At 68.4% G+C, this 17,758-nt stretch carries 17 protein-coding genes; 5 read left to right on the top strand and 12 right to left on the bottom strand.

What is annotated here, in order from left to right; translation table 11 throughout:
• Nucleotides 1-13 precede the first annotated feature (13 nt).
• Both C6A87_RS08145 and C6A87_RS08140 read right to left on the bottom strand, forming a co-directional pair.
• Complete coding sequence (locus tag C6A87_RS08145; RefSeq protein ID WP_311116771.1) at nucleotides 14-277, bottom strand: hypothetical protein; 264 nt, start codon at nucleotides 275-277, stop codon at nucleotides 14-16.
• On the bottom strand, nucleotides 274-1,431 hold the full coding sequence (locus C6A87_RS08140; RefSeq protein WP_311116770.1) for a Rieske 2Fe-2S domain-containing protein: 1,158 nt from the start codon (nucleotides 1,429-1,431) through the stop codon (nucleotides 274-276). Before C6A87_RS08140 ends, C6A87_RS08145 begins: the two co-directional genes overlap by 4 nt.
• A gap of 195 nt (nucleotides 1,432-1,626) precedes the next feature.
• Between C6A87_RS08140 and C6A87_RS08135 the strand changes: the two genes are divergently transcribed.
• Nucleotides 1,627-3,246, top strand: a complete 1,620-nt coding sequence (locus C6A87_RS08135; protein WP_396837078.1) for a 3-ketosteroid-delta-1-dehydrogenase — start codon at nucleotides 1,627-1,629, stop codon at nucleotides 3,244-3,246.
• A 1-nt stretch (nucleotide 3,247) separates the two neighbouring features.
• Here the strand turns inward: C6A87_RS08135 and C6A87_RS08130 are convergent, their stop codons facing one another.
• Entirely contained in the window at nucleotides 3,248-3,865 is a 618-nt protein-coding gene (locus tag C6A87_RS08130; RefSeq protein WP_396837077.1) for a PadR family transcriptional regulator, read from the bottom strand.
• A gap of 232 nt (nucleotides 3,866-4,097) precedes the next feature.
• On the opposite strand from C6A87_RS08130, the gene C6A87_RS08125 reads away from it, so the two are divergent.
• The 3 genes from C6A87_RS08125 (at nucleotide 4,098) to C6A87_RS08115 (ending at nucleotide 7,987) form a co-directional block, all read left to right on the top strand.
• Nucleotides 4,098-5,657 (top strand): FAD-binding protein, encoded by a 1,560-nt coding sequence (locus C6A87_RS08125; protein ID WP_311116767.1) that lies wholly within the window; start codon nucleotides 4,098-4,100, stop codon nucleotides 5,655-5,657.
• On the top strand, nucleotides 5,654-6,265 hold the full coding sequence (locus C6A87_RS08120) for a PaaI family thioesterase (RefSeq protein ID WP_311116766.1): 612 nt from the start codon (nucleotides 5,654-5,656) through the stop codon (nucleotides 6,263-6,265). The genes C6A87_RS08125 and C6A87_RS08120 overlap by 4 nt, the downstream gene beginning before the upstream one ends.
• Before the next feature lie 108 nt (nucleotides 6,266-6,373).
• Nucleotides 6,374-7,987, top strand: coding sequence for an FAD-binding protein (locus tag C6A87_RS08115; protein ID WP_311116765.1), 1,614 nt, complete (start codon nucleotides 6,374-6,376; stop codon nucleotides 7,985-7,987).
• A 28-nt stretch (nucleotides 7,988-8,015) separates the two neighbouring features.
• Here C6A87_RS08115 and C6A87_RS08110 read toward each other — a convergent pair whose 3' ends face one another.
• The 3 genes from C6A87_RS08110 to C6A87_RS08100 form a co-directional block, all read right to left on the bottom strand.
• Nucleotides 8,016-8,540 carry a hypothetical protein gene (locus C6A87_RS08110; RefSeq protein ID WP_311116764.1) on the bottom strand — a complete coding sequence of 175 codons (525 nt, stop codon included), beginning with the start codon at nucleotides 8,538-8,540 and terminating at the stop codon, nucleotides 8,016-8,018.
• Nucleotides 8,537-9,100: a hypothetical protein gene (locus C6A87_RS08105; RefSeq protein WP_311116763.1), complete on the bottom strand. Its 564-nt coding sequence runs from the start codon at nucleotides 9,098-9,100 to the stop codon at nucleotides 8,537-8,539. The genes C6A87_RS08110 and C6A87_RS08105 overlap by 4 nt, the downstream gene beginning before the upstream one ends.
• 104 nt (nucleotides 9,101-9,204) lie before the next feature.
• Nucleotides 9,205-9,624, bottom strand: coding sequence for a hypothetical protein (locus C6A87_RS08100; protein WP_311116762.1), 420 nt, complete (start codon nucleotides 9,622-9,624; stop codon nucleotides 9,205-9,207).
• Between the two features lie 125 nt (nucleotides 9,625-9,749).
• Between C6A87_RS08100 and C6A87_RS08095 the strand changes: the two genes are divergently transcribed.
• Nucleotides 9,750-10,265, top strand: coding sequence for a hypothetical protein (locus C6A87_RS08095; protein ID WP_311116761.1), 516 nt, complete (start codon nucleotides 9,750-9,752; stop codon nucleotides 10,263-10,265).
• 6 nt (nucleotides 10,266-10,271) lie between these two features.
• Here the strand turns inward: C6A87_RS08095 and C6A87_RS08090 are convergent, their stop codons facing one another.
• From C6A87_RS08090 to C6A87_RS08065, 6 genes are read right to left on the bottom strand one after another with little or no spacing between them, the layout of a single operon-like run.
• Nucleotides 10,272-11,789, bottom strand: coding sequence for an MCE family protein (locus C6A87_RS08090; RefSeq protein WP_311116760.1), 1,518 nt, complete (start codon nucleotides 11,787-11,789; stop codon nucleotides 10,272-10,274).
• Nucleotides 11,789-12,985, bottom strand: a complete 1,197-nt coding sequence (locus C6A87_RS08085) for an MCE family protein (protein WP_311116759.1) — start codon at nucleotides 12,983-12,985, stop codon at nucleotides 11,789-11,791. Before C6A87_RS08085 ends, C6A87_RS08090 begins: the two co-directional genes overlap by 1 nt.
• A complete protein-coding gene (locus tag C6A87_RS08080; RefSeq protein ID WP_311116758.1) occupies nucleotides 12,985-14,454 on the bottom strand; it encodes an MCE family protein in 1,470 nt (489 codons plus the stop codon). Before C6A87_RS08080 ends, C6A87_RS08085 begins: the two co-directional genes overlap by 1 nt.
• On the bottom strand, nucleotides 14,451-15,533 hold the full coding sequence (locus C6A87_RS08075; protein WP_311116757.1) for an MCE family protein: 1,083 nt from the start codon (nucleotides 15,531-15,533) through the stop codon (nucleotides 14,451-14,453). The genes C6A87_RS08080 and C6A87_RS08075 overlap by 4 nt, the downstream gene beginning before the upstream one ends.
• Nucleotides 15,533-16,564: an MCE family protein gene (locus C6A87_RS08070; protein ID WP_311116756.1), complete on the bottom strand. Its 1,032-nt coding sequence runs from the start codon at nucleotides 16,562-16,564 to the stop codon at nucleotides 15,533-15,535. The genes C6A87_RS08075 and C6A87_RS08070 overlap by 1 nt, the downstream gene beginning before the upstream one ends.
• Nucleotides 16,561-17,754 carry an MCE family protein gene (locus tag C6A87_RS08065; protein ID WP_311116755.1) on the bottom strand — a complete coding sequence of 398 codons (1,194 nt, stop codon included), beginning with the start codon at nucleotides 17,752-17,754 and terminating at the stop codon, nucleotides 16,561-16,563. The genes C6A87_RS08070 and C6A87_RS08065 overlap by 4 nt, the downstream gene beginning before the upstream one ends.
• Between the last annotated feature and the right edge of the window lie 4 nt (nucleotides 17,755-17,758).

Below are 17,758 nucleotides of genomic sequence, written 5' to 3'. Positions count from 1 at the left end.
TGCTCCGCAACACCTAAGTGTCCGACAGGACTCGCAGAGCCCCCCGCAGCACCGCGGATTCGATGGATTCGCGCAGGTCGATGCATCCTGACAGGAAGCTCCCCGCGGTCCGCATCGCACCTCGACGCTTTTCACACAACGCCAGTGACGCAGCATCCCACTGCACGCTGGTCTGCTCCCAGCTGCTCTTGCGGACCAGCACACGTGCCCCGCACGCCCCGCAGTCCACCGGCTGCATCGGTGCATCGGCGAGCCGGTTGTCGGGGCGCACGCTCATTTGGTCAGGCCCACCAGCTTCGGCAACCGGCCCGCCGCCAGGTTCGCCTCGACCTCTTTCATCCACGCTTCGCGCGGACGGGTGGTGTCGATCTCGAACTCGAAGCGGTCCACCATGTCCGGGGTGACGTCGGCGGCGTCGACGTAGAACTGCTCGTACCACCGGCGCAACTGGTAGACGGGGCCGTCCTCCTCGCACAGCAGCGGGTTGTCGATACGGGCCTTGCGCCGCCAGATCGCGACGTCCTGCTCGAACCCCATCTTCACGAAATCGCCCAGGGCGACGGCCATCTGCACCGCCGCGTCCTCGGGCAGCGCGTCGGACTTCTCCACCGTGATGCCGTACTGCAGCACAAAGGAATCGGCGTCGATCGGGTAGTGGCAGTTGAGCAGCACGGTGCGCTGGTCCCCGTGCTCGTAGTGGTAGGTCAGGTCGTCGATCATGAAAGACGGCCCGTAGTAGGACGCCACGGAGGTGGTGCCGAGAATCTTGGCGCCCTCCCCGCTGCCGAGGTCGGGGCGGGCGTCGCTGCGGTAGTACTGCGTGGCGACATGGCCTTCGAAGATGTTCTTGAAGCCCGTGGGAAGCCCGCCGTGGATGTAGAAGAAGTGCGCCATGTCGACGACGTTGTCGATGATCTCGCGGCAGTTGGTGTGCACCACCGTGCTGTACCAATGCCACTCGGTCCAGGTGTCGGTGCCGACCCCCTCGATGTGCGGGATTGTCACGTCGGCCGGCGGGGCCTTCTTCTCCGGGTCGTTCCAGACGAACAGCATGCCGTCCTGCTCCAGGGTCGGCCACGTCGCGGTCCGCGCCAGTTTGGGCACGCGACGGCTGTACGGGATCTGCTTACACCGACCGTCACCGCCCCACCGCCAGTCGTGGAACGGGCACGCGATCTCGTTGCCCTTGACCTCACCGTCGGACAGGTCTCCGCCCATGTGCCGGCAGTACGCGTCGAGGACGTTGATCTTGCCGTCCTCGCCGCGGAACACCACCAGCTTGGTGCCGAAAGCATCGACCGGATGGGGATTTCCGTCGCCGAGGTCGCGGGTCAACCCGAGGCAGTGCCAGCCCCGGGCATACCTGGTCGGCGCGGCCTGCGCCTCGATCTGCCGGACCTCTGTGGCATTGTCGGGCTGCACCGAAGTCATCGCCGGTCATCCTCACTGTTGTTGCGTGCTGCTAGCGAAATTCCGTTGTAGCACCGGTGTTCCCGGGTGAGCCGGGTGATGTTCCACTGACCGGGCATCACCGGGGACACCGTGGCCGACCGCCCCGAGAATCGCCCGGTGACATCTCGGGAGAACTTCACCGTCGATCTGCTCGTCGTCGGATCCGGCACCGGCATGGCCGCCGCCCTGGCGGCGCACGAGGCGGGCCTTTCGGCGTTGATCGTGGAGAAGACGCGGTACGTGGGTGGCTCGCTGGCCCGTTCCGGGGGCGCGTTCTGGATGCCGGGCAACCCGATCCTCGCCGAGGCCGGTTCCGGGGACACCCTGGAGTTCGGTCGCGAATACCTAGACGCCCTGGTCGACGGCGACGCCCCCGTCGACAGGGCGCACGCGTTCGTGCAGTACGGTCCCGCGACCATCGAGATGTTGCGCCGCACCACGACGATGAAGTTCCTCTGGGCCAAGGGCTACTCGGACTATCACCCGGAGAAGCCCGGCGGCAGCGCCGTCGGGCGCACCTGCGAGTGCCGTCCGTTCGACACCGCGGTGCTCGGGACCGAACTGGCCCGGCTACGCCCGGGGGTCATGGAATCCGACTTCCCGATGCCGGTGACCGGCGCGGACTACCGGTGGTTGAACCTGATGGCCCGGACGCCGCGCAAGTCCTGGCCGCGCATCCTGCTGCGGGCGGTGCAGGGCATCGGGGGGCTGGCGCTGCGTCGCCGCTACGCCGCCGGAGGCCAGGGGCTGGCCGCCGGCCTGTTCGCCGGTGTGCTCAACGCACGAATTCCGGTGTGGACCGACTCGCCGGTCTCGACGCTGCTGGTCGACGGCGACCGGGTGACCGGTGCGGTGGTGGACCGCGCAGGCACCGAGGTGCAGGTCACGGCCCGTCGCGGTGTCGTCCTGGCCGCCGGCGGCTTCGACCATCTGATGAGCTGGCGGCACAAGTTCCAGTCCGATCAGCTCGGTGAGCACCTCAGCCTGGGTGCGGAAGGCAACACCGGCGACGCCATCCGGCTTGCCCAGGATCTCGGCGCCGACACCGCACTGATGGATCAGGCGTGGTGGTTCCCCGCATTCGCCCCCCTCCCCGGCGGCGCCCCGACCGTCATGCTCGCCGAGCGGTCCCTGCCGGGATGCCTTCTGGTCGACCAGAACGGCCGGCGATTCATCAACGAGGCCACCGATTACATGACCTTCGGGCAGGAGATGCTCAGACGCGAACAGGCCGGCGACCCGGTCGAGACGATGTGGATGGTCTTCGACCAGCGCTACCGCAACAGTTACCTGATGGCGGCGGAGTTGTTCCCGCGCATGCCGATTCCCCGGACGTGGTACGACGCCGGGATCGCCCACCGCAGCGACGGTCTTCCGGAGCTGGCTCGGCGCATCGGTGTGGCACCGGAGACGTTCGCCGCGACCGTCAACCGGTTCAACGCACTGGCCGCGGCGGGCGTCGACGACGACTTCGGCCGGGGTGCCAGCGCCTACGACCGCTACTACGGCGATCCCACGGTCGACCCCAATCCCAATCTGCGCCCGCTGGATTCGGGACCGTACTACGCGGTGCAGGTGGTGCTCAGCGACCTGGGCACCTGTGGCGGCTTGCGCGCCGACGCCCGCGGCCGGGTGCTTCGTGAGGACGGTTCGACGATCGACGGGCTGTACGCGATCGGCAACACCGCCGCGAACACGTTCGGTAAGACCTATCCGGGCGCGGGCGCGACGATCGGGCAGGGTGTCGTGTTCGGCTACATCGCCGCCCGGCACGCCGCGGGCCGCCTCGCCTGAGTCAGTTCCCGGGTGCTTCGGCGTCGGGCTCGCGTTCGGCGGCGATCCGCCGCTCCACCTCGTACCAGTACTCGCGCACCGGGAACTCCACACCCGCCGGGCCGGACTCACCGAAGGTCTCGTCGACGGCGTCGAGCTCCTTGATCATCTGCAAGGCCAGATCACGCTCGGCGGCGTAATACTGTTCCGACCACCGCAGGGCCAGCCGCGCGTACGACCAGGCGGGCTGCTCACCGGTCCACCGCACCTCGGTGGCTGCGGCCTGGTGCATCTGCTCGGCGTACGCGGCGTGCTCGGTGAGGATCTCCCGGAGCCGCCCGGGGTTGAGCAGGTGGCCCAGCATCACCCGCAGCAGCGGATTGTGTTTCAGGGTCGGCGGTTCCACTGATTCCTCGTTGGCCCAACGGGTGACCGCGACCAGACCCTTGTCGGTGATCTTGTACATCCGCCGGCTGCGAATGCCGGCGTCGACGCGCGAGGTGACCAGTCCGAGCCGTTCCAGTCGCTTGAGCTCCGAGTAGATCTGGCTGTACGCCGGGCTGGAGTAGAAGAATTGGATGGCCCAATTGATCCACTTCTTGATGTCGTAACCCGACAGTTCCGCACCGCCGGAGAGCATCCCGAGCAAGGCCCACCCTGTGGGCGACACATTCAGCCCACCAGGCGCGTCGTCGGCCTCTTCCGTCACCGGCCAAGGCTAGCAACGCGCGGATCGCGGCGTCTCGTCACTACCGCTGACCGGGAGGGGCCGTTGCGCCACCGATGGGACCGGGCCACAGTGATCCGACACCGGGTCGACCTAACACCGAGGAGGGGCATGACCGCTTGTCACGGCGGACACGGCGGTGCCCGTGACTGATCCCGCCACTGCGTTCGATGCCGAGTTCGACGTCGTCGTGGCCGGATCCGGGGGCGGTGTCGCGGGCGCCTACACCGCCGCGCGGGAGGGACTGTCGGTGCTGTTGGTGGAGGCCACCGACAAGTTCGGCGGCACCACGGCCTACTCGGGCGGCGGTGGCATGTGGTTCCCGTGCAACCCGGTGCTGCTGCGCGCCGGGACCGACGACACCGTCGACGACGCGCTGACCTACTTCCACGCCGTGGTCGGCGACCGGACCCCACGCGCCCTGCAGGACGCCTACGTCCGCGGCGGCGCCGGATTGATCGAGTACCTGGAGCAGGATCCGGCTTTCGAGTTCGCCGCTCTGCCGTGGCCGGATTACTTCGGTTCAGCGCCGGGAGCGCGCGGGGACGGCTACCGGCATACCGTCCCGGTGCCCCTGCCCGACGACGCGCTCGGCGAGTACGCCGGTCTGGTACGCGGGCCGTTGGACACCGAACGCCTCGGCGCCGCTGCACCTGACCTGCTCGTCGGCGGACGGGCGCTGGTCGGCAGATTCCTCGCCGCGATGGCGCAGTTGCCTGACGTCACCTGCCGGCGCAACGCCGCGCTCGTCGAACTGCTCACCGATGGTGAACGCGTCGTCGGCGCGGTGATCGAGCACGGCGGCAACAGAATCCGCGTCCGGGCCCGGCGTGGGGTTCTGCTGGCCAGCGGTGGCTTCGAGCAGAACGCCGCGATGCGCTCCGAGTACGGTGTGCCCGGCAGTGCCGACGACACGATGGGAGGGCCGGGAAGCACAGGCCGGGCACACCGGGCCGCGATCGCGATCGGCGCGGACCTCGACCTGATGGACCAGGCGTGGTGGTCGCCCGGGATGACGCATCCCGACGGACGCTCGGCGTTCGCGTTGTGGTTCACCGGCGGCATCTTCGTCAACCAGGACGGCCGCCGCTTCGTCAACGAGTCCGCACCCTACGACCGGCTCGGACGCGAGGTCATCCGCCAGATGGGCGAAGGCACAACACGTTTGCCGTTCTGGATGGTCTACGACAACCGTGCCGGGGCGGTGCCGCCGGTCGGCGCGACCAACGTGTCGATGGTGGATCCGGAGCAGTACCGCGCTGCCGGGCTGTGGCACACCGCCGACACCCTCGCCGGACTCGCCGACGCCATCGGGGTGCCGGCCGGCGAACTGGAGGCCACCGTCGAGCGCTTCAACAAGCTCGCCGCGGCCGGAGTCGACGAGGACTTCGGTCGTGGCGCCGAACCGTACGACCGGGTGTTCACCAACGGTGAATCGCCGCTGGTCGCGATCGACACCCCGCCGTATCACGCGGCCACCTTCGGGTTGTCCGACCTGGGCACCAAGGGCGGACTGCGCACCGACGCGCGGGCGCGGGTCCTGACCACCGGGGGCGTCCCTATCCCGGGGCTGTATGCAGCGGGCAACACGATGGCTGCGGTGTCGGGCACCACGTACCCGGGCGGGGGCAATCCGATCGGCGCGTCGCTGCTGTTCAGCCATCTCGCCGCGCTGGACATGGCCGGCGGGGGCGGCCAAGGGTGAACACACCCCTCGACCCCGATGAGGCCCGCCGCACCGAGGAACTGTACGGACCGTTGACCCGGTCGCTGCGCCGGCTCGTCGACGTGACGATCCGCAGCGAGGTCGGCGATGCCGACGTGCGGCGGGCTCACCGGCTGATCGACGAGGCCGCCGAGTTGCTGGGCAGTCGTCTGCATCCTGAGCCGCACCCGGTGCGGACCACCACCGAGGGCAGGTTTCTCACCTGGGGCAACGTGGCGATCGGGACGCGCAACGCGATCGCTCCCCCGCTGGACGTCCACCGTGACGAGACCGGAAGGGTGACAACGAATGTGACGCTGGGGCCGGCCTACGAGGGCCCGGCCGGCCACGTCCACGGCGGGATCTGCGCGCTGCTACTCGACCACATCCTGGGCGCCACCGCGCACCGGCCGGGAAAGCCCGCGGTCACCGGCACCCTGACCATCCGATATGTGGCGCCCACGCGCCTGGGCCCGCTGCACGTGGAGGCGTGGGTCGATCACGATGCAGGATCGAAGACCATTGCCCGAGGCCAGATCAGCGATGAGCACGGCGCGGTGAGCGTGGAGGCCGAGGGTGTGTTCATCCGCCCGAGAGCAAAGCCATGACGCCGGCCCCCCATACCGCGAGCGTGCGGGTCTGCAGGCGACACGCCGCGAAAATCCCCGAGACCACGCACGCTCACAACGCGACAGACCTCTCCGACAGGAGTTTCCATGACTACAGGATGTGATTTCGACGTCATCGTGGTCGGCTTCGGCGCCGCAGGAGCCGCGGCGGCGATCGAGGCAGCCGACCGCGGTGCACGCGTGCTCGTGGTCGACCGCGGATACGGCGGCGGCGCGACGGCGTTGTCCGGAGGAATCGTCTATGCCGGCGGTGGAACTGCCGAGCAACGCGCCGGTGGACACTCCGACAGCACCGAGGACATGCTGGCCTACCTTCGGCAGGAGGTCGGCGACGCCGTCACCCCGGAAACCCTGACAAGGTTCTGCGATCAGAGCCCCGCCCTGATCGAATGGCTCAAAGCCCAGGGCGTTCCGTTCCGGGGCGGCCCGGTCTCGTCGTACAAGACCTCGTATCCCACCGACGACCACTACCTGTATTACTCCGGTAACGAGAAGGCTCACCCGTACGTGACGACGGCGCGTCCCGCACCACGGGGCCATCGCGTCGTCTCACCCGGAATGAGTTCCGGCCGCGCGCTTTTCGAGCACCTCCGGCGCTCAGCCGAGGCCAAGGGGGTCACTGTCCTGCCGCTGGCCCGGGTGCATGCCCTGATCACGGCCGACGACGGCCGGATCACCGGGGTGCGCTACCGCGCGATGGACCCGAACCACAAGCACGTCCGCAGGCACGCCGCGCTGACGAAGGTGACGGGCAAGGTCGGCAACTGGCTGCCCGGCGTCGTCAGGGGCGTGGTGGCGCACACCGAAAAGCTCTGGGACGCCGCGGCAGTCGACGGCGAAGCCCATGCCGAGGCCGTGATCCTGGCCGCCGGAGGATTCGTCTACAACCGGGAATGGATGCAGACGTTCGCACCGAAGTTCATGAAGGTCTCGCCGCTCGGCACCGCCGGGGACGACGGAACAGGCATCGCGCTGGGATTGAAGGCCGGCGGTATCGCCGACAAGATGGGCAACGTCACGGCCTGGCGATTCCTCGCACCTCCGAGTGCCTTTCTGGAGGGGCTCACCGTCGGCGAGGACGGGCGGCGCATCGCGAACGAGGACCTCTACGGGGCGACTCACGGCGATGTGATGATGCGGGAGTTCGGCGGCTCCGGCTGGGCGGTCTACGACGCTGCGACGTGGCGCAAGGTGCGCTCCCAGATCCGTGAGCAGACCCAGCTGTTTCAACGTCTACAGCTGATCTATCTGCTGACCACCGGCCACAAGAAGGCCAGGTCGATCGAGGGCATCGCGGCGAAGAGCGGCATCGATCCCGCCGGACTGCGCCGGACGGTCGACGCCTACCGGAAGGGTCTGCTCAGCGGCGCAGGTGATCCCGCGCACAAGGAGCGCGATCTGTGCGCGAGCATGAGCAGCGGGCCCTACTATGCGATCAACATCTCGGCGGACTCCTCGATGTTCTTCCCCATCCCCGGCCTCACCCTCGGTGGGCTCGTGGTCGACGAGGCCACCGGCGAGGTCGTGCACCGCGACGGTGGCACCGTGCCCGGCCTGTATGCCGCCGGCCGTAACGCAGTGGGTATCTGCTCCAACAGTTATGTGAGCGGATTGTCCATCGCCGACTGCATTTTCAGCGGCCGCCGCTCCGGCGCCGACGCCGCCACGAAGACGGTGACCACCGACGCGACACCCGCGTGACGGACACCACTGGTCCCAGGGGCGGCGCCTACACGGGATCCAGTGCGGAGATGCGCCAGTCGCCGTCGACCTTGGTCGCGCTCACGATCACGCTGCTGGCGGTCACCGCGGGCTCCGGTCGCTCACGGCTGGTTGTCGCCTGATTCAGGAACACGAGCACCTTGGCCTGCTCGGGGTGGAGTTCCATCAGGGCTGAATCGATGACGCGGGCCTGGGCTTTCACGCCGCGCTCGCGCGCCGCGGGTGCGACGACGTTCTCGGTGAATTTTCCGTAGTACGTCGCGAACTCGCCGGTCGTCAACGATCCGGTGGCGCTGAGGTCGGTGTCGATGGTGTCGGGGCCGTACGACAGCAGGGCCTCGGTCGCCTCGGAGACCGCCTCCACCACCGCTTCTTCCGCGGCGGGAGTTGTCTGGCGGTCGACGCGGTACTGCGTGACGTAGAGCGTCGTCAGCACCGTGGCCGAGGCGATCAACAGAGCCGACACGACGAGCAGACACCGGCGGGACACCGTTGGCCGAGCGGTGCGCCGGGGCGCAGTATCGACGGTCACTGGAGGAACTCGACTTTCGACATCTTGATCCGGTCTCCGTCGCGCTGCAGGTCCACGGCGAGCCGCCAACTGCGCGGGGCTTCGGCGACACCGTTGGCGTTGGTCACCGTGGATGTGGCCGCGACCAGGACCACCGCCGATTCCGTGGTGGTCGCTCGCACGGCTGCGGCGTTCGCGGTGGCCTTGGTGGTGACCCCGGCATCGGTCGACAACTTGACGAAGTCGTCGGCCCCGCTCTGAAATTCGGTACGGAACGGATCGGCAGAGTTGTCGAGGATGCGCTGCACACCGGCCTGCGGGTCGCGGAAGTCGATCGACATCAGGGTGACGACGATCTGTTTCGCGGCGGCGACGAACTCGGCCCGGTTCTGCTGATCCCGCGCCTGGTTGCGGTGCTCCCACAGGATGTGGCCGCTGGCTGCCGCCATGACGACCGAGCACAGCACCGCCGCGACACCGGCCACGACCGGCCACCGCGGCCGGCGGCGACCGCCGGAGTCAACCGAGCCCACGGCTTCCACCTGCTCAGCTTCTGCCTGCGGGGCCTCGACCTTCGACATCTGCGCATTTCCTCCGTCCCCCCGGCTGGTGCGGCGACCCTTCGACGGCACGGTAAGACCCGCCGCCGCAGCACCGGCGGCGCCTTCCCACCCAGCGGGCGGCGTCACCAGTGCCGCAGTGAGCACAGTGCGCCCCGCGGCCCTTCCCCGGTGGCGACCACCACCCCGTCGACGGCCAGCTCACACCTGATCTGGGGATCCCCCACATGTGGTCCAGCGGTCGCCGACACCATCGCCCAGCGGTCCGGATCTGCCAACACCACATGGAGCACCCATGGTTGGTCAGGTCCGATGTCGACCCGCGCCTTCGGGCTGAAGCGGTACGGGTTGTGGCTGTACTCGGCCCAGGTCGGCGGATCGCTGTCGCGGTAGTAGATCTCGGCGGTGACCGGCTGCATCGAGGTCACGGTGTAGGTGACCTGTCGCAGCGCAGGCGGGTCGGCCTGGGCGGCCGGCGCCGACACTAGCAGTCCGGCGGTCAGCGATGCCGCGGCGACGATCTCCCTGTGCACGACGGACAGCATGGCAGCGGTATCGCCGGAAGCGGTTGCGGAAGTCCGCTCAGCGGAAACCGGTCCGTCGCCGCGCACGTCCCGGTGTTAGCTTCGTGCGCCGCCGGCGTCTGCCGTCGACGGGGTGAGGAGCAGCCATGATCCGGGTACCTGCGCTGGCGACCACCGTCGCGGCGATGGCGATCTGCGGTGTCACCGCGGGTCTGCCGACAGCGGTCGCGGACACCACGGACTGGGGCCTCAACGGCACCTACGTCGCCACGTCCAACGGCGAGCGGGCGCGCAAGAACGAGGTGTTCTACGCCCAGGCCAGCCTGCGGAGCACCTGGACGATCCGCACGCAGTGCAGCTATCCCGGCGAGTGCACGGGCACAGTCGACAGCGAATGGGGCTGGAGCGCCCCGATCTACCAGAAGAGCGGCGTCTGGTACGTCAAGCACACCGTCGAGAACTGGATCCCGTGCCCCGACGGGAGTTCGGCGCCCGGCCTTCAGGTTTTCCGGTTCAAGGCGATGAACGCCGAGGGCGCAGTGGCCGACCCGACGTCGGACACCCTTGTCGGCGAGGACATCACCACCGGAGTCAGCGGCGCCTGCGGGGTGAGCAGGCCGGTGTACATCAACATGCCGTTCAAACTGGTCAAGATCGGCTGAGCCTGCTCACCTGGGGAACAGGTCCTGCCAGCCGGCGGGTGCTGTGGGCGCGGGGTTCGACGCCGCAAGATTCGACTGCGTGAACACCGTCCCGTCCGGGGCCGCGACCTGTCCGGTCTCCGGGTTGTAGGTGGCGACCGCGACGGACGGTCCGCCGTCCGCGGTGTCGATAGCGCTCGGCGCGACGGGAAGCGCACCACCGGCAGCGGGTTCGGGCACCGGTGTGCCCGCGGGCGGCCCGAAGATCCCCTCGTCCAAGGTGACCCGGTCGTCGAGCGGGACGCCCTGCGCGATCAGCGCGGGATCGATCGGGTACGGCCCGGTCACATGCTGGCGCATCGCCAGCGGTTCGAACGGCTTGTCGCTCTCGCAGATCTCGACCGTGGGCGCGCGCTTGCCGGGCTGCTCCATGCACGGGAAGTTCCTGGTCCCGCGCACACCGATCGGCGAATCCTGCGGCAGCTTGCAGTACAGGCCGTCGGGGGTGTCCACGTCGGTCAGATCGGCCGGCGAGCGCCACGACGACGGTGGCAGGAAGCCGACCGTGCAGGCGGGCGGATCTCCCAGGGTGAGCGTGAATTCCGACAGCGCCATGCCGGTCGGGTTGTTCAGCGAGGAGCCGTAGGACTGGGTTGCGGCCAGATACGGAGGCAGCAGCACCAGCAGTTGTTCCAGCGACGGATGGTAGGCGACACCGACCTGGCCGACGGCGGTCAGGTTGGCCAGCAGCACCGGCAGCGTCGGCTTGACCTCGTCGAGCAACCGGCTCGCTTCGTCGGCGGCATCCGGACCCGTCTGCAGGATGGTGCGGACGGCCTGGTCGTTATCGGCGACCTGCCTGGTGATCCCGGCCAGGCTGCGCGCCCACGTGGTTATCGCGTCGGCCTTGTCGGCCTGACCGTCGAGCAGCGGCCGGCTGTCGTCGATCAGGGTGCGGACCTGGTCACCGGTGGCGTTGGCGTCGGCGGCCAGTCGTGCCGACGAGTCGAGCAGCGAGCCGAGGTCGTAGCCGGTTCCGTTGAGTGCCTTGAACGATTCGTCGAGCAGACCACTCAGCGTGCCGGTGGGGATGCTGTCGACGAGGGCGCTCATCTGGTCCAGCATCGGGCCGACGGCCTGCGGGATCGAGGTCTGGTCACCGGTGACCACCGAACCGTCCTCCAGGAAGGGACCGTCGTCCGAGCGCGGCTCGAGGTCGACGTACTGCTCGCCGACCGCGGAGACGCTGCGCACGTTGGCTTTCAGGTCGGCCGGGATCCGGGGTGAGGTCTTCAGCGACATGGTGACCGTGACACCTTCGTTCGTCGGCCGGATTCCGGTGACCTTGCCGACCTCGACTCCGCGGTAGGTGACGTTCGAGAATTCGTACAGGCCGCCGGTGTTCGGCAGGTGCAGGGTCACCGCGATGCGGCCGATGCCGAGCAGCATCGGGGCTTGCAGGTAGCCGAACACCATCGTCGACAGCCCCACCACGGAGACGATCGAGAACACGATCAACTGGATCCGGACGAAACGTGTCAGCATCAGTTGCCGCCTTCGGCAGGTTGCCCGCCCGTGGCCGGCGGATCGATGAGCGGGGGCAGGGTCGCGACCTCCGTCGGGACCGGTGTCACCGGAGCCTGGAGCGGGTCGAGCGTGTACGACGAGTACCACGGATCCCCGGGGGCCGGTACCAGCGAGGCGCCCGGCTCGCCCCACCGGGTGCCCAGCAACATGCCGCTCTTGAGGCGCGGGATCGTGAAATCGAAGACGATGAACTGGTTCATGTAATCGCCCCGGATGCCCCGGTCGATGAACTCCTGCGTATAGGGATAGGTCGGCAGGAACGACAGCGCCGTCGCCAGATCGGGCCCGACGTCGGCGAGGGCACGCACCGCCGGGTCGAGGTTGCGCAGATTGCGCACGATGTCGTCCTGCGACTCGTCGATCAGATGCGTTGCAGTGTCGCTGAACTCGCCGAGCTTCTGCATCGCGGTCACGATGCGCGGCCGTTGCCGGTTGAGCACCTCCAGGGCTTCGGGGATGCGCTTCAGTGCCGCGGTGAGCACTTCCCGCTGGCCGGCGAACGTCGTGGTCAGCCGGTGCAGCGCGTCGATCGTGGCGTTGATGTTGTCGCGCTGGCCGTCGAGGATGCCGACGACGTCGTTCATCCGGGTGAGCAGGCTGCGGATCTGGTCCTGGCGCCCGTCGAGTGCGGCGCTGAAGTTGCTGATGATGTCACCGATCTGGGTGAGCCCGCCACCGTTGACGACCACCGACAACGAGGACAACGTCTGCTCGGTCGACGGATACGTGGAGGACCTGTTCAGCGGGACCGACGCGCCTGGCTGCAGCCGACCCGTGGGCTCCTCCCCGACGGGCGGGTCGAGGGCCACGTGCATCGAGCCGAGCAGGCTGGTCTGCCCGACGGTGGCGACCGCGTTGGCCGGCACCACCACGTCGGGCTTCACCGAGACGTCGACCTCGGCGTGCCAGTCGTCGAAGGTCATGTCGCGCACCGCGCCGACCACGACGTCGTTCAGCATCACCGGCGAATTGGATTCCAGCGAGCCCACATTGGCGAGTTTCAGGCGATAGACGACGGCGTCCGGTCCGGTGCCGACGGTGCCCGGCAGCGGAAGGGAGTTCAGCCCGTCAAAGGAGCATCCCGTGGCGGTCAGCGCCACAGCGCAGGCCAGCGCCGCCCATCGGCGCGTCTGCCGGCTGACGGGACGTGCCATCACGGGTTCCCTTCTGACGGCGTCGCCGCGGCCTCGGCGGGCAGCATCATCTCGGCGATGGAGGTCGGCTTCGGCTGCGCGGGTGGCAGGCCGGGCACCCCGGGTGGGATCGGCGCGCCGGGATACAGCGCAGGCGACGGGTTGGCGGGCAGTCCGCCGGGTGCGAAGGCGCCGGGCTGGCGCGGTGGATCCGTCCATCCCGGCGGCGGCGGAACGTCTCCGGCGCCGGTGTAGGCGGACACCGCAGGGGGTATCTCGGCCGGCGCAGGCGGGGTCCCCCCTCCGCCCGGGGCGAGCCCGGGCTCGGAGTAGATCACGTTCTGCGGCGCAGGCCCCAGGTAGGCGTTGAACGGCATCGGCAGGTAGTTGAAGTTCATCAACCGCAGCGCGGGTCCGAGGTACTGCGCGCACGCCTTGCCGGACTCTTCGGCGGTGACGTTCTCGACCGCGGCGATCGACGAGCAGATCAGGGACACGGGGTTGGCGAAGTTGTTCATCGCGAAGGAGCCGCGCGGTCCCCCGCTGTCGGGGTTGTAGATGTTGTAGCCGTTGACGAGCGCATTCGGCGCGGCGTGCAGGATGTTCTTGAGCACCGTGCTGTCGTCGGCCAGCACCTGCGTCACGTTGGCGAGGCGTTGCACCTGTTCGGCGGTCTGGCTCCTCGAGCCCTCGACGAACCGCCGGACCTCGCCGACGGCTTCGGACAACTTGGTGATCGCTGAATCGAGTTCGGAGCGGCTGCCGTTCACGACGCCGGTGACATCGGCCAACCGGTCCTGGAACTGCACGATCTGAACGTTGCTGTCGCGCAACGCGGTGACGAACGTCTGCAGATGCGTGATGATCTCGACGATGTCGCCGCTGCCCTCGCCCAGGATGCGCCCGACGCCGGACAGCTGGGTGATGGTGTCGCGCAACCTGTCCCCGTTGCCGGCCATCGCGTCGGCGGTGGTGTCGATGAACCGTCCGAGCGAGGTCTCCGAGACCCCGCCGCGCGGACCCAGTTCGGTGGCCAAGCGGGTCAGCTGCTCTTTGATCTCGTCCCACTCCACCGGCACCGCCGTGCGGTCCTGACCGATCTCGGCGCCGTGGGCCATCGTCGGCCCGCTGGTCTCCGGTGTCGCGCCCCACGCCGGCGTCAACTGGACGTACCGGGCCGACACCAGGTTGGGCGCCACGATGATCGCCTCGGCGTCCACGGGAATCGGCACATCGTGGTCGATGGCCAGCGTCAGCTTCGCGCTGGTGCCCTGCGGTTCGATGGACTCGATCGTGCCCACCCGCACCCCGGCGACCCGCACGTCGTCTCCGGCGTAGATCGCCGTGGCCGAGCGGAAGTACGCAGTCACGGTGTACGGGCTGAAGAAGTGCCGGTACACGATCACTCCGGCGCCCGCCACGGCGATCACGGCCAGTGCGGCCAGCAGCAGCGCCCGCACGCGCGGCGCCCGCTTCAGTCGTCCGGTCATCGCGACCCTCCGGGAATACCGTTGTAGGGCCAGGGGAACTCGGCGCGCGGCCCGGCATTGTCCGGGGGTTGCCCGGCGTCCACGCCCCGGCGGAAACCGAGCGCGTAGTCCAGGAACGGCTGGATCGCCGGGCCGGGCAGCAGATTCGACGCGAACCCGTTGTAGTAGAACCCGTTGTTCACGGCCTCACCTTGAGTGACCTGGTATTTGGCGAGGCCTTTGAGGGAGGCCGTGATGTTGTCCCGGTTGCGTTCGAGCATCTCCGAGACCGTGTTCAGCTTCTCCAGGGTCGGCGCGAGTTCCTGCTCGTTGTCGGCCACCATCCCCGACAGTTGTTGCGCCACCGCGGTGGTGCTCGCGAGCAGGTTGACGATCGCGTACCGGCGTTCCTGCAGCATCGCCAGCAGGTCGTTGGCGTTGAGCAGCAATGTGTTGACCTGGGCGCTGCGCTCGGACAGCACGCCGGTGACGTCGGAGGCGGCGTCCAGCAGAGCGCCGAGCGACTCGTTGCGGCTGTTCAGCGATTTCGACAGCCGCGACACCCCGTCGAACGTCGGCGCCAGCTGCGGCGCGATCCGTTCGATGGTGTCGGACAACGTGTCCAGGGACTGGTTGATCGCGGCCGTGTCGGTGGCTTCGGTGTTGGAGGTGAATTCCCCCACCGCATCGGTCAGCGAGTAGGGCGAACCGGTGCGGTTCAGCGGGATGACACCCATCGTGCCGAGGCCCTCGCTGCCCGCCGGTTTGAGCACCAGCACCCGCTCCCCCAGCACGGTCGAGATGCCCACGGTGGCGGTGGTGTCGCTGCCGACGCGCACCGCGCTGTTCACCGCAAACGTGACGAGCGCTGTGCCGCGCGCGAGTTCGACGTCGGAGACGGAGCCCACCGTCACCCCCGACACCTTCACGTCGTTGCCCGACGTCAGTCCGCCGGCTTCGGCGAACACCGCCTGGTACCGCACCGAGGTCGCCATCGCCCACAGCTGCTGGGGCTGCAGGCCCACGGTGATCACGAGCGCGATGAGGACCACGCCGAGGAAACCGGCTCGGATGAGCGAAGATCCGCGGTACTTCTGCATCAGGGCTCACCGCACCTTCCGGTGTTTTGGATGACCCACGGGAAGTGCGCGGTCCTTCCCTGCAGGTCGCTGACCCGGATCGAGACTCCGCAGATGTACAGGTTCAGCCAGCTTCCGTAGGAGCCCAGCCGGACCAGCTTGCGATAGTTCTGTGGGGTTTTCTGCAACGTCAGATCCAGCCGGGCCAAATCGGTTTCGTTCGACAGCAGTGGCGCCAGCCGGTTCAACTCGTCGACCGTGCCCGCCAGTGGCGGCCGGGCCTCGGTCAGCAGACCGGCCAGTGACGCGGTGCCGTCGTCCAGCGCGGTGATGGCTGCACCGATCGGGTCGCGGTCCTGGGCGAGCCCGGTGGCCAGCTGTTCGAGCCGGTCGATGGCGGTGGAGAAGTTCTCCCCGTCCGCGGCGACCGTGGTGATGGTGTCGTTGAGGGTGTCGATGAGCCGTTCGACGGTCTGTCCGTTGTCGGCCAGCGCGTTGGTGAACGAGGACGTTCTGCTGAACAACGACTCCAGGTTTCCGCCCTGCCCTTGCAGAATCTGGATCAGTGAGCCCGTCAGCGCGTTGACATCGGCGGGGTTCAGTCCCTGGATGACGGGTTTGAGGCCGCCCAGCAGCAGATCGAGGCTCAGTGCGGGCTCGGTGCGTTCCACACCGATCCGGGAGCCGGGGGGCTGGATCTTCGCCGTGCCGGGTTCGTCGAGAAGCTCCAGGTATCGGTCCCCGACGAGGTTCAGATACCGCACCGCGATCTTGGTGCTCTCGGTGAGCCGGACGTTGTCGTCGGCGTCGAAGTCGACCACCACGGTGCCGTCGTCCTGCAGCGCGACGGCCCTGACGGTTCCGACCCGAATCCCGGCGGCCCGCACCGAGTCTCCGCTCTCCAGGCTGGAGGAGTCGGCGAGGACGGCCGAGTACCGGTTGGCCGATCCCGACCGGTACTCGCCGAAGATCATGAAGAGTCCGACGGTCAGCAGCACCATCGTGAGCCCGAACGCCGCGAACTTGGTCGCGGCCTTGCCCACGTCCGTCATCCCGGATGCCCGATCTGTCCGCCGTTGCGCGGCGGCCCGTCGATCGGGCCGAACAGAAGCTGTTTGAGGCCGTCGGAGTTCAGCACGATGCCCTGGTTTCCGTATTGCGCGGGGTTGGCGTTGACGTCGGTGATGACGAACGGCGGATGCTTCTGGAAGCCGACTTTCGGCAGATCCGTGCACTGGGGACCGCCCTTGGCCGCGACCTTCGGCAGGTTCTGCGGGTAGCGGTAGCGTTCCTGGCCGAGCACGATCGTCTGCAGCAGCAGGCCGCCCGGCACCGGGGTACCGGGCGCCTTGGCCAACTGGACGGCGCCACCGAGGCCGCAGTTGAGCGCCTCGTGGTACTGGTTCAGCAGGTCGGTGGTGGGCACCAGCAGTTCCATCACGTTGCTGATGGCCTGGCGGTTGCCGCCCACCACCTCGTTGCCGATGTCGGACAGCCCGATCACGCTGACCAGCAGCCTGTCCAGGTGTTCCTGTTCTGCCACGAGGGTCTCACCGACCGTGGTGGCGGCCTCGACGGTGTCGACGAGATCCTGCGCGACGTCGGCGTAGGTGCCGATGACCACGGGGGCCACCGTGAGTTCGTGCTCCATGGCCGGCAGGCTCGGTTCGATCTTGGCGAGGAAGGCGTCGAAGTCCGACATGGTCTGCCCTATCTGGTCACCGCGGCCGTCCAGCGCGGTGGCCAGCGCACCGAGGGTCTGGTTCAGCTTGGCGGGCTCGATCTTCGCCAGCACCGAGGACAGTTGCTCGAACACCGTGTTGATCTCGACGGTGACGTGCTCGGCGTTCAGGATCTGGCCCGCCTGCAGCGGCTGCGGTGAGGACACGGCCGGGGGCACCAGGTCCACGTACTTCGATCCGAACACCGTCGACGAGGCGATGTCCACCCGGACGTCCGACGGGATGATGTCGAGGTAGGACGGGTCCATCGCCAACTCGATCGCGGCCCTGCCGTCCGGCAGTGCCGCGATGGATTGCACCGAACCAACCTGCGCACCATGCCATTTCACCTTCGCATCGGCGTTCATCACCAGGCCGGCGCGGTGGGTCAGGACGGTGACGGGGACTGTGCTGGTGAAGCTGCCGCGGAACAGGCCCACCGCGACCGCGATCACCGCGACCACTGCGAGCACCGTGGCCAGACCGATCAGTGGACGTCCGGAACGTCGATTCGCTGCCATCAGT

This window comes from Mycobacterium sp. ITM-2016-00317, assembly GCF_002968295.1.
In the GTDB taxonomy this organism is placed as follows: Bacteria; Actinomycetota; Actinomycetes; order Mycobacteriales; family Mycobacteriaceae; genus Mycobacterium.
The sequence above is the reverse complement of the archived record's forward strand: the minus strand, read 5'-3'. Positions and strand labels throughout refer to the sequence as shown.